The organism is Streptacidiphilus sp. PAMC 29251, from assembly GCF_054208735.2.
The window spans coordinates 7974836-7989296 of record NZ_CM135725.2; the positions used below are offsets into that span (position 1 = coordinate 7974836).

Sequence of the window (14461 nt, forward strand, 5' to 3'; positions counted from 1 at the left end):
GGTGGCGGGACGAACGGTGATGGCGCAGACGCTAACGCAGGGTCGGCGGCGTTGACGCGACCCGGGGATCGATCATACGGTCAGTCGCTCAGGAGTTGTGTATCAATGGTCATTTCTTATGCGCGAACCGTTGACCTTGATTTCGGAAAGCGCTTACCCTCTGCTGCATCCGGCGGCGATGGCCTCCGGATCTGCGAGCTCTGAGGCAAGGAGGCCACATGGCGACGCTCTTCTCCCGGCGACGTTTTCTGCAGGTCGGTGCGGCCGGGGCGGCGCTGGCCTGCACCGCGCAGTGGGTCGCGCCGACGGCCGCCCGGGCCGCGGACGCCTACGACGGGCTGCGTGCCACCTGGCTGCAGCTGCTCACCGGCAGCGGCTTCGACGCCGCCGCTGCCCCCTACGCCGCGGCCCTGAGCACCCTCGGCAGCCAGGCCTCCACCTACCAGGGCAGCATGGCCCCGGGCAGCTCCGCGCTGTGGAGCGATCTGCCGCTGGGCACCGTCTCCGCCAATGTCAGCACCAGCTACAGCCGGTTGAAGACGATGGCCCTGGCCTGGGCCCAGCCCGGCACCGGCGTCACCGGCAGCGCTAACCTCGCCACCGCGGTGAGCACCGGCCTCGACTACCTCTGCGCCCATGCCTACACCGCCACCGCCGCCAGCTACGACAACTGGTGGGACTGGCAGATCGGCAGCCCGGAAGCCCTGCTGGACACGGCCGTCCTGGTCTACGGGCAGCTCAGCGCGGCCCAGATCGCGAGCTACTGCTCCGCTGTCGACCACTACGTCCCCGACTCCTCGGTGGCCGCCTACAGCGGGACCAGCACCGGCGCCAACCGGGTCGACCTGTGCCGGGTGATGGCCCTGCGCGGCGTCCTCGGCAAGAGCTCGGCGAAGCTGGCCACCGCCTCCGCCGCGCTCTCCCCGGTCTTCCCCTATGTCCTCACCGGCGACGGCCTCTACCCCGACGGCTCGTTCATCCAGCACTCGTTCATCCCCTACACCGGCTCCTACGGCGAGGTGATGATCGGCGGGCTGAGCCGGCTGCTGGCCCTGCTCGCCGGATCGACCTGGGCGGTCACCGACCCGGCCCGGCAGAACCTGTTCGACTCCGTCGCCACCGCCTACGCCCCCTTCCTCTACAACGGCCTGGTGATGGACGGCGTGGTCGGCCGGGCGATGAGCCGCGGGCTGATGAAGACCGACCCGCTGCAGATCCAGCAGGACGACCACCGGCGCGGGCACGGCCTGGTCTCCGACATCCTGCGGCTGGCCGACTCGGGTGTGGCCGGCGCGGCGCAGAGCGCGCAGTGGAAGGCCATGGCCAAGGGCTGGATGCAGCGGGACTACTACAGCCCGTTCCTCTCCGACGCGACCCTGGGCGTGCCCGAACTCGCCCGGGCGCAGGCCCTGCTCGGGGACTCCTCGGTCACCCCCGCGGCCGAGCCGACCGGCAGCCGGGTGTTCGGCATGGACCGGGCCGTGCACCGCCGCACCGACTGGGCCGCCGCGGTGAGCATGTGCTCGGCGCGCACCAGCTACTACGAGACCGGCAACGGCGAGAATGTGCGCGGCTGGCACACCAGCGCGGGCATGCTGTCCTGGTGGGGCTCGACCTACGGCGACGGCCAGTACTCCGACGCCTTCTGGCCCACCGTCAACCCCTACCGGCTGCCCGGCACCACCGTCTCCACCAAGGCCCTGGCCGACGCCGCCGGCGGCGCCTGGGGCGCGTCCCACCCCGACGCGGTCTGGGTCGGCGGCGCGACCGACGGCAGCTACGCCGCGGTGGGCCAGGACGTCCGCGGCCTCTCCAGCACCCTGAGCGGCAAGAAGTCCTGGTTCTTCCTGGACGACTCGGTGATGTGCCTGGGCGCGGGCATCAGCTGCACCGACGGCGTCGGCGTGGAGACCGTGGTCGACAACCGCAACCTGGGGGCGACCGGCACCCACAGCCTCACCGTCGACGGCGCCGCCCAGCCGACCACCCTGGGCTGGAACGCGCAGTTCACCGGGGCCACCTCGATCGCCGTCGGCGGCTTCGGCGGCTACGTCTTCCCCGGCGGAGCCACCGTCAACGCCCTGCGCGAGGCCCGTACCGGTGCCTGGTCCGACCTCAACTCCGGCGGCATGACCACGCCGCAGACCCGGCGCTACCTCACCCTCTGGTTCGCCCACGGCACCGACCCGAGCGCGGCCGGCTACAGCTACCTGCTGATGCCCGGCGCCACCCCCGCGGCCACCGCCGCCCGCGCCGCCGCGCCCACCGTCACCGTGCTGGCCAACAGCGCTGCGGTGCAGGCGGTCAGCGACAGCGCCTCGGGTGTCACCGCCGCCAACTTCTTCGCCGCCGGCAGCGCCGGACCGATCACCGTCAGCGCGCCCTGCTCGGTGCTGGTCCGCGAGCACGGCGGCACGCTGACGGTCAGCGTCGCCGACCCCTCCCGGCTCGCCGCCACGGTCCGGGTCACCGTGGCCCGCTCCGGCTACACCGCGGCGACGGCGGGTCCGGGCATCTCGGTGCTCGGCACCTCCGGCCAGATCACCGTGCTGGCGGAGACCGGCGGCGCCCGCGGCGCCTCGCGCACCGCGACGCTCAGCAGCTCGGGCCCGGCCGCCACCCCGGCCACCGCCGCCCTGCTCGCCCCGGTCGCGGACAGCTACGTCCGCGACGGCAGCAGCTACAGCGCCGTCAACTACGGCAGCGCCACCACCATGGCGGTGAAGAACACCAACAGCTCCGGCAGCGGCTACGGCCGGCAGGCGCTGCTGACGTTCGACACCTCGGGGGTCACCGGAACGGTCGGCCGGGCGGTGCTGTGGGTGAACGGGGCGGTGGCCGACGCCGGCGGCACCCAGACCACGCTGCAGGCCTTCGCCACCGCGAGCCACAGCTGGACCGAGTCGGCGGTGACCTGGAACAACGCCCCGGCCCTGGGAGCAGCCCAGGGCACCGGCGAGGTCTGCACCGTCGCCGACTGGGTCGGCCTCGACGTCACCGCCGCGGTCGCGGCCTCGGTCGGTGCGGCGGGCGGTGACGGCACCGCCTCGCTGGCGGTCTGGGAGCCGCTCGGCGCGGTCGGCCTGGCCGTACTGCTCAACAGCCGGGAGAACGGCGCCAACCCGCCGCAGCTCCAGATCATCAGCCACTGACGCCAGCCCCCACTGATTTCGGACTAAGGAACAGCGCGTGCACTCCCTCACCACCCCTCGGCCCCGGGTCCTCGTCGTCGGCATCGACGGCGTCCGGCTCGATGTGCTCCGCACCCTGCGGACCCCGCACCTGGACGCCGTCGCCGAGGCCGGGTTCCTCGCCCCGATCGAGATAGACCAGGACACCCCGACCATGTCGGGCCCCTGCTGGGCCACCATCGCCACCGGCGTCGTCCCCGCCAAGCACGGCGTCTACGGCAACCACTTCGGCGGCAACCGGCTCGCCGTGTTCCCCGACTTCACCACCCGGCTGGCCAAGGAGGACGGCCGCAGCACCTTCGCCGTCGGGGGCTGGGAGCCGCTGATGATCTCCCAGAGCGGCGGCCCGCTCTTCGCCGCGCCCAGCAGGCTCAGCTACATCGCCCCGCGCGCCGAGACCGCCGAGGACTGGGAGGACTGCGACGAGCGGGTGACCGGGGAGGCCGTCCGGGTCCTCACCGACGAGGACCCCGAGGCCTCCTTCGTCTACCTCGGGGCGGTCGACGAGACGGCCCATCTGCACGGCTGCGGGGACCGCTACCGGCAGGCGATCACCACGGCGGACGCCCGGCTCGGGCGGCTGCTCGGGGCGCTGCGGGGCCGGGCCGGGTGGGCCGGGGAGGCCTGGACCGTGATCGTGGTCACCGACCACGGGCACGTCGAGACGGGCGGCCACGGCGGCCGCAGCCCGGAGGAGCGGACCGCCTGGGTGGCCTGCTCCGCGCCGGGCCTTCCGGCCGGGGGACCGCCGTCGCGTCCGCTGCGCCATGTCGACGTCGCCGCCCAGGTCTACGCCTCACTGGGCCGCCGGATCGACCCGCACTGGACCCTGGACGGACAGCCGTTCACGGCTGCCGCTGCGGTGCCGGCCTTGGCGCGCTGAGCCGGGGCCGGGGGAGGCCCGGGCGGCCGGGGCGGGCCGGGCGGATCAGCCTGCGGCGAGCAGCACGTTCCCGGCCAGGCCGGTGAGTCGCTCGCGGTAGCGCGCCCCGGCGGCCGGGGCGGCGTCGGTGACCAGGGTGTCGATCTGGTCCGGGGTGGCGAAGCGGGCGAACGAGGGCTCGCCCAGCCTGCCGCGGTCCGCCAGGACCACGGTGCGGCGGGCGGCCCGGACGAAGGCGGCGTTGGTCTCGGCCTCGGCGAGGTCGCCGACCCCCGCCCCGCCGGCGTCAAGTCCGGTGCAGCCGACGAAGAGCAGGTCCACGGTGAGCCCCCGGAGCGCGCCGGCGACCAGCGGTCCGACCAGCGGGCCGCCTGGCCGCTCGCGGGCGCCGCCGGTGAGCACCACATTGCGCCGGTGGGGGGCCGCCGCGTGGAAGAGGTCGGCGGCCTCGCGGGAGTTGGTCACCACGGTCAGCCCGGGGACCGACAGCAGGGCCGCGGCCAGGCAAGCGGTCTCCTCCGTGCCCACCAGCGCGATGTTCATCCCCGGAGCGGCCAGAGCGGCGGCCGCCGCCGCGCGAGCGCGCTCGGCGACGGCCGCTGCTGCTGCTGCCACTGTCGGCGTGGGCGTCGGCGCGTGCTGGGCGAAGGCTCCGCCGTACACCCGTTCCACCCCGCCGCGCAGGCTCAGGAAGTCGAGGTCGCGACGGATGGTCACGGTGGAGACCCCGAACCGTGCGGCGGTCTCGGTGACCCGGATGCCACGACCGGAATCGATCTCCGCCAGGATCGCGGCCCGCCTCTGTTGGGTCAGCATCCCGCCACCTCCAGCCGGTCCAGCGTCGATGAAGCCATTGGCGGTCATCTTCAGGGCGCAAACGCTCATAGTCAAGTGTTCTGAGCTGTTAAACGGTCGTTCGATCATTCGGTCAAGAATCTGAGTTCAAGATCTGTAGACAGAAACCCTCTGCGGCGGCAGAGAGCGTTCTCTCGTTCAACCACATGAACACACAGGTCAGACCTATCGGGCGTTTAGGCCCGCCACAAGCCGCAGAAATTGTTAGGAAGGTTTCCTGCCCAGAATCTTGACGCACTGTCATCAACGCTAGTTGACTCCCCCCGCCAGCAAGCAGCACGCGACCACGCTGCCGCAGCAGACCCCCACCGCCTTCGAAAGGCATGCCATGCAACGACTACGAGTCGCCCTGGCCGGGGCGGCCGTGGCGGTGGCGACGCTTGTCGCCACTGTCACCTTCGCCGCGCCCTCCTCGCTCGCCTCGGTCACCCCGGCCGCGGTCGCCCCCGCCGCGACCAGCCCGACCGCCGCCCAGCTCCTGGCCCAGACCCAGTCCTGCACGCCGGCCTCGACCGGCAAGTACGCCACGGACGAGGGTGAAGCGGCCACGATCAACATCTGCAAGAAGGGGTCGGCCTTCTTCTGGACCTCCGACATGGACATCGACTGCGACGGGATCACCACCTCCCACTGCAGCAGCTCGACCGACCCCTCGTACTACAACGAGACCTCGTTCCAGACCTCGACCGGGAAGTTCTTCACCTCGGACGTCACCCACTACTACGTGATCCCGCTGCCCAGCTCCCGCTTCAACTACCAGAGCCAGGGCATCACCGCCGGCAGCGTGGCCGCGGTCATCTACAACAACAAGCTGGTCTACGCCGTCTTCGCGGACGAGGGCCCGGACGACATCATCGGTGAGGGGTCCTACTCCCTGGCAACCGCGCTCGGCATCGACCCCAACCCGGCCACCGGGGGCACCGAGGGTCCGGTGACCTTCATCGTCTTCCCCGGCCATGTGCCCAGCCCGGTGGAGAACAACACCGCCATCGACGGCACCGGCGCCTCGGCCGCCGGCAGCTGGCTCGGAACCGGCGGCACGACCCCGCCCACGTCCCCGCCGCCCACCACCCCGCCCCCCGTCGGCGGCAGCGGCCAGATCACCGGCTACGGCAGCAAGTGCGTCGACCTGGCCGGCGCCAGCAGCGCCAACGGCACCGCGGTGCAGCTCTACACCTGCAACGGCACCAACGCCCAGAACTGGACCGTCGCCAGCAACGGCAGCCTGCAGGCGCTCGGCAAGTGCATGGACGTCACCTCGGCCGGCACCGCCAACGGCAGCAAGGTCCAGCTCTACACCTGCAACGGCACCGGCTCCCAGGTCTGGCAGCACCAGAGCAACGGCGAGCTGCTCAACCCGCAGTCCGGCAAGTGCCTGGACGCCACCGGCCCCAGCTCGGCCAACGGCACCCGGCTGCAGATCTGGACCTGCAGCGACGGCGCCAACCAGCAGTGGCAGCTGCCTGCCTGATCCTTCGGCGGCAGCAAGCGGGTGGCCCCGGGATTCTGCTCCGGGGCCACCCGTTCCCATGCGCCCGGCCTGTCGGCGACAGGAATCAGCGATCGCTGTGATGGCCCGAAGCGATCGGTGACGCCGCCCGCTCGGCCTTGGCGTGCTGCTGGACCGCCTTACCCACCCCCAGGCCTGAGCCCTTTCGTGCTCGGTAGGCCGCCCGTCCCGGGCAAGCGCCCTCTGTGCCTGCCCCGGGACAGCAGGACTTCACGGGTCAGGCGGCCGGCCAGTCGTGGGTGATGTCGACGGCGTACTCCAGCTCCGCGACCAGCTTGTTGTCGTCATCGTGGAACACCGTCTTGACGTTGTAATGGCCGCGGTTGAGCATCCCGCTGGGGGCCTCGTCCCAGTAGTGCCGGGGGATGGTCACCGACTGCGGGTTGTCCCTGGGGGAGAACGAGCCCAGCATCAGCTGGTCCTTGTCGACTCTCAGGCCCTTGCGGTAGTGGTTGGTGGTGTACTTGGTGCCGAGGACGGAGCCACCGTCCGCACGGAAGCCGATCACGATCCGGTAGTGGCAGGACTCGGCCAGGACGAGCGCCTTCGTCTTCATCTCGGTGAGTACCTCCGGGTCGTCCAGCTGCCACGTGCGGCTGGGACGGCCCTCTACCTGCAGCGTGAGGGTGAGCAGGCTGATCGTGCCGCTGCCCGTCCCCGGGTCATCGTTGCGGTCGTCCTTCGGCATTGCTTCTTTTTCCTCTGCCAGCTGCCGGGCGATGTCCTCGCGCATGCTGTCCTCCTCCAATGTGTTGTGACCGGGACCTCGCAGACCTGGCTTGTGACAGGCCCGCCCCTGAAGATCACCACGTCCGGACACAGTCCGACAGCACCACACCTCCGGACAGGCCGCTCCCCACCCAGCCCTCACCAGCTTCTGGCCTCATCGCCGTTCACACGTACGGGGCCATCCATCCACCGGCACTGATTGACTACCTGGTCTCGTCAGCGGTCCTCCGCGCCGACGAGCAGGTCCGCGCCGTTGCCGACGCCGCTGTCATGGTGCAGGTCTTCACCCAGGGCGGCCGCTCCGTCCCGGAGAAGCAGCGGCTGTACGCCGCGATCAACGCCAATCTCGGCGAGGTCGGCGTCCGCGGGCAGGACGTGTTCATCAGCTCCATCGAGAACACTGCCGCCGACTGGTCCTTCGGCTACGGTCGGGCCCAGTACGTCGAAAGCGACCTCGCCGCCGGGGCTCCGCACCCGAAAGGACAGCTCTCAGCATGGCCACCACGCCCACGCCAGCCGCCGCACCGGCCGCCGCCCACGGGGACTCGCCGTGGGCGCCGCTGGCCGCCAGGACCTTCCGGATCCTGTGGATCGCCCAGTTCGCGTCCAATCTGGGCACCTGGGTCCAGACCGTCGGCGCGCAGTGGCTGCTGCTCGGACACGGCCCGGCCTGGGTCGCGCTGGTGCAGACGGCCTCCAGCCTGCCGGTGTTCCTGCTCGCCCTGCCCTCGGGGGTGCTGGCCGACCTCACCGACCGCCGACGGCTGCTGCTGACCGCACAGCTGGGCATGTCCGTCATCGCCGGCGCGCTGGCGCTGCTGACCCTACTGGGCCACACCACTCCCGCCCTGCTGCTGGCCCTGACCTTCCTGCTCGGCTGCGGCGCGGCGCTGACCGGACCGGCCTGGCAGGCCATCCAGCCCGAACTGGTGCCGCGGGCCCAGCTGAAGCAGGCGTCCGCGCTGGGCGCGGTCAACCTCAACATCGCCCGCGCGCTCGGCCCGGCCCTGGGCGGCGTGCTGGTCGCCACGGCCGGCACCGGCTGGACCTTCCTGCTGAACGCGGTCTCCTTCCTGTTCATCGCCGCCGCCCTGCTGCTCTGGAAGCGCCCGGCGCAGACCCCCGTGGACGACAGCGAGCGCGAACGGGCCCTGGCCGCGGTGCGGGCCGCCACCCGCTATCTGCGGAGCGCCCCCGGCGTGCGCCGGATCCTGCTGCGCGCGGCGCTGTTCGTCCCCGCGGCCTCCGCCCTGTGGTCGCTGCTGCCCAGCCTCGCCGCCGAGCGGCTGCACCTGAGCTCCGGCAGTTACGGCCTGCTGCTGGGCGCGGTCGGCATCGGCGCCGTGGCCGGTGCGATCCTGCTGCCCAGGATCAGCCGGCGGGTCGGCGGCAGCACCGTCCTGCTCGGGTCCGGGGTCGCCTTCGCCGCCGCGACCGCCACCACGCCGCTGTGCGGCAGCGGGGTGCTGGCCGCGCTGCCGCTGCTGGTCAGCGGTGCCGCCTGGATCGGTGCGATGTCCACTCTCAAACTCCGCCATGCAATTGCTGCTGCCGCCCTGGGTACGGGCCCGCGGCCTGGCCTTCTACCTGGTGGTCTTCATGGGCGGCCAGGCATTCGGCGCCCTGGCCTGGGGGCTGCTCGCGGCCCGCACCAGCCTGACCGCCGCGCTGCTCACCGCGGGCGGGCTGCTGCTGGCCGGCACCATGACCCTTCGCTGGCTGCCGCTGCGCGACAACGCCGACTTCGACCGGACGCTGTCCAGCACCTGGCCGGACCCGGTCCTGGCGCTGGAGCCCCGGCCCGCCGACGGGCCGGTCCAGATCATGATCGACTACCGGGTCGCCGCAGCGGACCAGGCCTCGTTCGCCGAGGCCATGCGCCTGGTGGAACTCTCCCGCCGCCGCACCGGTGCGATCTCCTGGGGTCTGTTCCAGGACACCACCGAGGCCGACCGGTTCACCGAGACCTTCCTGGTCTCCTCCTGGTCCGAGCACCTCGCCCAGCACCACACCCGCTATACCGGACACGACCACGACATCGAAGAAGCCGCCCGCACCTTCACCACCCAGCCTCCCGAAGTCCGCCACGGGCTGCCTCCGCAGACCGAGTTGCCGCCGGCCGGCGGGGTCCCTGCGACGGAGTGAGCGGCTGTGTACCTCGGCGACTTGGTTGTGCGACGCGCGGGTGCGTCGGACTCGGACGCGCTGGTCGGGATCGACGGCGGTCAGCCGCGTACGTGCAGGTCGAAGCCGGTGCGGCCCGCGGGCTCCAGGCCCTGCTTCAGGTGCAGGGAGGGGATCGCGTAGTCGCCGAAGTTCTGCCGCCGGAAGGCGATCGGCTCGGTCGACTCCAGGGTGAGCAGCCGCTGCTCCCAGGCCTTGGCGGCATCTGCGTAGTCCGCACCGCTCATCCGGTCGGTGCCGTACAGCACGAACGGCGGCAGCACCTCGATGCCCGGGTAGTAGAGGATGCCGTGGTGGATCGGGAACAGCAGATCGTCGATGGGGCCGTTGATCCCGCGAGCCGCGTAGTGCGACTCCGGGCCGCCGGCGGTCACCGACAACAGGGCCCTCCGGCCCGCGAGGGTGCCTTCGCCGAAGCGCTCGCCGTACCGGGTGTCGCTGTGCTCACCGACGCCGTACGCGAAGTGGTAGGTGAACACCCGGTCCACCCAGCCCTTGAGGATCGCGGGCATCGCGTACCACCACAGCGGGAACTGGAAGATGATCGTGTCGGCCCACAACAGCTTCTCCTGCTCGGCGCGGACGTCCGGGGTGAGCGTCCCGGCCTGGAAGGCCCGGCCCGAGTCCAGGGCGACCTTCAGCGGGCTCGAGGCGTCCGGGCCGTAGTCCGCGGCGTCCACGACCGCCTTCCAGTTCATCGCGTACAGATCGCTCACCCGTACCTCGTGCCCGGCGGTCTCCAAGGTGGACACCGCGAGGTCCTTCAGCGAGCTGTTGAGCGACTTCGGCTCCGGGTGGGCGTGGACGATCAGCGTCTTCATGGAAACTCCTGCGGATCAGTTGACTGTGGATCAGTTGACTTCGGATCACCTGCCTTTGATTCTGGGCACCGTGGCGCCCGGCGTTCAGGGGCGCTGCTTCCGTCGGACCGGACTTCCTGGTATCGGCAGGACCACCCTCACGGGCAGTACCGGGGCAGCACCGAGGCGATACTGGAGCCATGGGCGATGATCTCGCGGGCTTCCTGCGGACCCGGCGCTCCCGGGTCGACCCGGCGGCCGTCGGCATCCCGGTCGACCGTCGCCGCCGGGTCGACGGGCTGCGCCGCGAAGAGGTCGCGCACCTGTCCGGAGTCAGCGTCGACTACTACGTTCGCCTGGAGCAGGGCCGCGCGACCCAGCCCTCCGAGCAGGTGATGGACGCGCTCGCCCGCGTCCTCGGCCTCGACGACACCGAACGGGGCCACCTCTACCGGCTCGCCCGGCAGCGCCGCCGCCGGGCCAAGGCGCCGGGCGGGAGGGTCCGGCCGGAACTGCTGCGGGTCCTCGACCTGGTCGCCGACGCACCAGCGCTGATCATGGACCACCGGCTGGACGTGCTCGCCGGGAACCGCCTCGCCGGGCTCCTCTACGGGCGGCCGATGCCGGGCCTGAACACCGCCCGGCACCTCTTCCTCGAGGAGGCCGAGCGCGGGCTCTACGCGGACTGGGAGAACTGCACCCTCGACGTGGTCGGGCATCTGCGGCTGGCCGCGGGCAAGTACCCCGAGGACCCCCGGCTGGCCTCGCTCATCGGCGAACTGACGATGGGCAGCGAGCGCTTCGCCCGCCTCTGGGCCCGTGCGGACGTGCGGGCCCGCACCCATGGGCGCAAGGCGTACCGGCACCCGCTGGTCGGGCTGCTGGAACTGCACCAGGAGAACTTCGCGCCAACGGACGCGTCGGGCATGGAGCTGCTGGTGCTGTCCGCGGCCCCCGGCAGCCCCGCCGAGGACGGGGCTGCGCCTGCTCGCGGGCCTGGCCGGGGACTGCGGCGACGCGCCGTCCCCGGTGGCCGCGCCGGTCCGTTGAGGTAGCCGCGTGATAACGCCCGGCTGAACGGTTCCTCCGCACCCGAAGGGGGGAGGACCCGACTGTGTTCGAATATGTCGCACCGTCACGGGACCCGGTTCTGCAGCCTCTGCTCCACGACGCCACGATCTGTCTGTCCGCTCCGGCCTTCGCGGTGTCCGGCTGGGACGGGCAGCTGCGCGGGCGCGGGGCCGACGGTTTCTACGACCGGGACCGGAGGCTGCTGCACACCCTGCACCTGCTGATCGACGAGCGGGAGCCGGAGCCCGTCGGCTCGCACCGGCTGGGCCCCGACCGGATGCGCTTTGTCGCGGTGCACCGCTATCCGGGGGATCCGACGGACGATCCGACGATCCTGGTCGAACGCATCCGGCGGACGGCCGGGGTCGACCACCTGGGCGTGGAGAGCGTCTCGGTCCGCAACGACGGGCCGAGCGAGCGGGTGCTGGACATCAGCATCGCCGCGGCGACGGATCTCGCCGACATCGCGGCGGTGAAGAGCGGGCGCGGCGCGACCGTGGTCGCGGCCACCGCCACCAGCACCGGGCTGACCTGGAGTGTCGGCTTCGGGCCGATGGAGATCCGGGCCGATCTCGAGGTCGGGGACCAGGGCGCCGAGATCACCGACGGTCCCGAGGGCGGCACCCTCACCTGGCCCGGGGTCCGGCTGCCACCGGGGGAGAGCTGGGAGGTGAGCCTGCGGGTCCGCGGCGCGGCGGTGGCGCCCTCGCCGGACCACCCGGACGCGCCCACCACCGAGGTGCCCTGGTCGGAGCCCACGGTGCAGGGGACCACCGCCTGGTCGCCCTGGTCCGGCACGGGCTCGCCGACCTGCGCGCCCTGCGCCTGGCCGACCCGCAGAGCCGCGGACGATCAACAGAGCGACCGCTCACCGCGCGAGGACCAGTTCGTGGCGGCCGGCTGCCCCTGGTACCTCACCCTGTTCGGCCGGGACAGCATCTGGGCCGCCCGGATGACGCTCCCGCTGGGCACCGAGCTGGCCCGCGGCACGCTATGGACGCTGGCCCGGCGCCAGGGCACCGCGCACGACCGCTTCCGGGAGGAGGCCCCGGGCCGGATCCTGCACGAACTGCGCCGGGGCGAGTCGGTGCACGACGCGCGGGCTGCGCCTGCCGGCCCGCTACTACGGCACCGTGGACGCGACTCCGCTGTTCGTCACCCTGCTGGTGGAGGCCTGGCACTGGGGTCTGCCCCAGGCCGAGCTCGAACAGCTGCTGCCCTACGCGGAGCGGGCGATGCGCTGGGTGATCGAGAGCTGCGCCCAGGACGAGGACGGCCTGCTCCGCTACCACCCGCGTCCCGGCGGCCTGGCCCACCAGAGCTGGAAGGACTCCACCGACGCGGTCCGCGACGCGCTCGGCCGACAGGTGCCGCCCCCGCTGGCGCTGTGCGAGGTGCAGGGCTATGCGTACCAGGCGGCGATCGGACTGGCGACCCTGATGGACGCGCTGGGCCGGATCGACGAGGCGTACGAACTCCAGGCCTGGGCCCGGGCGTTGCGGAAGAGCTTCCACGGCGCCTTCTGGGTCGCGTCGCCGGGCGGGCCGGCCCGCGCTATGTCGCCATCGCGGTCGGCCGGGGCCTGATCCCGGTGACCGGACCCGCGTCCAACATGGGCCAGTTGCTGGGGACCGGGATCCTCGCACCCGCGGACTGCGCCGATGTCGCGGCCTGGCTGGTCGACCCCGAACTGAACTCCGGCTGGGGGCTCCGCAGCCGCTCGGCGCAGGTCCCGGGCTTCAACCCGCTGAGCTACCACGGTGGTTCGGTCTGGACCCATGACTCGGCGATCGCGATCCAGGGCCTCTGCGCGGTCGGCTGCCACCCCGAGGCGGCCCGGTTGACCACCGGGCTGCTCGACGCCGCCACCCACTTCGGCTACCGGATGCCCGAGCTGTACGGGGGCGTCGAGCGTTCCGCCGAGGCCCCCGTACCGCTGGACTATCCGGCGGCCTGCCGCCCGCAGGGCTGGGCGGCGGCCTCCGGCCCCGCGCTGCTGGGCGCGTTGCTGGGGCTGCACCCCGACCTGCCCACCCGTACCCTCCGGGTCCGGCCGATGCCGCCGGACCTGCTCGGCCCGCTGGAGGTCGGCGGGCTCCGCCTGGCCGGGGCCGAGATCGGGGTACGGGTGGACCGCTCCGGCGCGGTCGAGGTGACCGGCCTACCGCCCGACTGGCATACGGTCATCGGCGACAACTGAAGCACCATCGGCGAGAACTGAGACAGCTTCCGGGGCAACTGGTGCCACATCCGTCACAACTGACACCACCTCGATGGCAACTGATCTGGCCTCGACGGGAACTGACACTATGTCGGACACCCGCCGAGGCCGGCTCCGGCCGGTGCAGTGGAGTGCGCTGCCGTACTCCGCGAGCATCGCGTCCAGGTAGCTGCTCTCCAGATCGAAGTGCCGCAGCACATGCTGACGGCCCTTCAGTCCCATCTTCCGTGCCCGCTCCGGGCTGTTGAGCAGTTCGGCGATGCGGTCGGCGAGCTTGTGGTGGTCCCGGTCCGGCACCACATAGCCGACCTCGCAGTCCTTGCTCACACCCTCGTCCAGGCCGCCCATCCGGGTCACCACCACCGGTCGGGCGGAGCACATCGCCTCCAGTGGCGCCAGCCCCATCGGCTCGGCGAAGCTGGAGGGGTAGATCACCACCTGGGCCCGGGCGTAGAGGCCGGGCATGTCGGCCACCCCGCCTGCTTGAAGTCCACCCGCGTGGCGAGCCCGCGCTCGGCGATCAGCTTGTTCAGCTTGGCCCGGAACCCGTCCTTCTCATGGTGGAAGTCCACGCAGTCAGGAGTCGCGGTGAGCAGCAGCTTTGGCTCCACCCCCGGGCACAGGCCGGAGTCGACGATATGGGCGATGGCCTCGATCGCGAGTTCCGCGCCCTTGTCGGGGATGAGCCGGGCCGGCAGCAGGACCGTGCCGGGTTCGGCGCTGCTCAGCGGCGGCACCGCCAGGAAGCGGGCGGTGTCGATGCCGAGATAGGTGCGCTTGGCGGCGACGTCCAGGACCCGTCGGCAGTCCTGGCTGAGGAAGTCGGACACGGCGAAGTGGCCGTCCCACTGCTTCACCGCGTCGGCCGCCGGGTGGCCCTGTTCCTGCCAGACGCTGTGGTAGGTGTGCAGCAGCACCAGGTCCAACTCCTGGCGCTGCCTTCGCTCTTCGCGCAGACGCAGCAGCGCGTGCGCCGGGGCGTCGGTGAAGTGGTGCAGGTTGTGACCGTGCACCAGC

The 14461-nt window shown here is 72.0% G+C and carries 11 protein-coding genes and 4 pseudogenes; 10 read left to right on the forward strand and 5 right to left on the reverse strand.

Features of this window, described 5'->3' with window-relative positions; translation table 11 throughout:
* The first annotated feature begins 218 nt into the window (after positions 1-218).
* Both ACXKR8_RS37795 and ACXKR8_RS37800 read left to right on the forward strand, forming a co-directional pair.
* Positions 219-3152, forward strand: a complete 2934-nt coding sequence (locus ACXKR8_RS37795) for a polysaccharide lyase family 8 super-sandwich domain-containing protein (RefSeq protein ID WP_458269056.1) — start codon at positions 219-221, stop codon at positions 3150-3152.
* 37 nt (positions 3153-3189) lie between these two features.
* Positions 3190-4074 (forward strand): alkaline phosphatase family protein, encoded by an 885-nt coding sequence (locus ACXKR8_RS37800; protein ID WP_458269057.1) that lies wholly within the window; start codon positions 3190-3192, stop codon positions 4072-4074.
* 45 nt (positions 4075-4119) lie between these two features.
* Here ACXKR8_RS37800 and ACXKR8_RS37805 read toward each other — a convergent pair whose 3' ends face one another.
* Positions 4120-4890: a DeoR/GlpR family DNA-binding transcription regulator gene (locus tag ACXKR8_RS37805; RefSeq protein ID WP_458269058.1), complete on the reverse strand. Its 771-nt coding sequence runs from the start codon at positions 4888-4890 to the stop codon at positions 4120-4122.
* Between the two features lie 292 nt (positions 4891-5182).
* On the opposite strand from ACXKR8_RS37805, the gene ACXKR8_RS37810 reads away from it, so the two are divergent.
* Entirely contained in the window at positions 5183-6400 is a 1218-nt protein-coding gene (locus tag ACXKR8_RS37810; RefSeq protein WP_458269059.1) for a ricin-type beta-trefoil lectin domain protein, read from the forward strand.
* A 256-nt stretch (positions 6401-6656) separates the two neighbouring features.
* On the opposite strand, the gene ACXKR8_RS37815 is transcribed toward ACXKR8_RS37810, so the two are convergent.
* On the reverse strand, positions 6657-7172 hold the full coding sequence (locus ACXKR8_RS37815; protein WP_458269060.1) for a rho GDP-dissociation inhibitor: 516 nt from the start codon (positions 7170-7172) through the stop codon (positions 6657-6659).
* A gap of 266 nt (positions 7173-7438) precedes the next feature.
* Between ACXKR8_RS37815 and ACXKR8_RS37820 the strand changes: the two are divergent.
* From ACXKR8_RS37820 to ACXKR8_RS37830, 3 genes and pseudogenes are all read left to right on the forward strand, one after another.
* A pseudogene (locus tag ACXKR8_RS37820) lies at positions 7439-7531 on the forward strand (hypothetical protein); the annotation flags it as partial.
* 131 nt (positions 7532-7662) lie between these two features.
* Positions 7663-8631: pseudogene (locus ACXKR8_RS37825) on the forward strand (MFS transporter); the annotation flags it as partial.
* 73 nt (positions 8632-8704) lie between these two features.
* On the forward strand, positions 8705-9313 hold the full coding sequence (locus ACXKR8_RS37830; protein WP_462099993.1) for an MFS transporter: 609 nt from the start codon (positions 8705-8707) through the stop codon (positions 9311-9313).
* Between the two features lie 80 nt (positions 9314-9393).
* On the opposite strand, the gene ACXKR8_RS37835 is transcribed toward ACXKR8_RS37830, so the two are convergent.
* Positions 9394-10173, reverse strand: coding sequence for an NAD(P)H-dependent oxidoreductase (locus ACXKR8_RS37835; RefSeq protein ID WP_458269062.1), 780 nt, complete (start codon positions 10171-10173; stop codon positions 9394-9396).
* Positions 10174-10352: 179 nt separating this feature from the next.
* Between ACXKR8_RS37835 and ACXKR8_RS37840 the strand changes: the two are divergent.
* The 4 genes and pseudogenes from ACXKR8_RS37840 (at position 10353) to ACXKR8_RS37855 (ending at position 13423) form a co-directional block, all read left to right on the forward strand.
* Positions 10353-11202 (forward strand): annotated as a pseudogene (locus ACXKR8_RS37840) (helix-turn-helix transcriptional regulator).
* A gap of 154 nt (positions 11203-11356) precedes the next feature.
* Positions 11357-11845 (forward strand): annotated as a pseudogene (locus ACXKR8_RS37845) (glycogen debranching N-terminal domain-containing protein); the annotation flags it as partial.
* A 511-nt stretch (positions 11846-12356) separates the two neighbouring features.
* A complete protein-coding gene (locus ACXKR8_RS37850) occupies positions 12357-12809 on the forward strand; it encodes a glucosidase family protein (RefSeq protein WP_462100764.1) in 453 nt (150 codons plus the stop codon).
* A gap of 5 nt (positions 12810-12814) precedes the next feature.
* Complete coding sequence (locus tag ACXKR8_RS37855; RefSeq protein WP_462100765.1) at positions 12815-13423, forward strand: hypothetical protein; 609 nt, start codon at positions 12815-12817, stop codon at positions 13421-13423.
* Here the strand turns inward: ACXKR8_RS37855 and ACXKR8_RS37860 are convergent.
* Positions 13385-13909 (reverse strand): glycosyltransferase, encoded by a 525-nt coding sequence (locus tag ACXKR8_RS37860; RefSeq protein ID WP_462100716.1) that lies wholly within the window; start codon positions 13907-13909, stop codon positions 13385-13387. The two genes, ACXKR8_RS37855 and ACXKR8_RS37860, sit on opposite strands and share 39 nt — an antisense overlap.
* Positions 13876-14457, reverse strand: coding sequence for a hypothetical protein (locus tag ACXKR8_RS37865; RefSeq protein WP_462099994.1), 582 nt, complete (start codon positions 14455-14457; stop codon positions 13876-13878). The genes ACXKR8_RS37860 and ACXKR8_RS37865 overlap by 34 nt, the downstream gene beginning before the upstream one ends.
* Positions 14458-14461 lie beyond the last annotated feature (4 nt).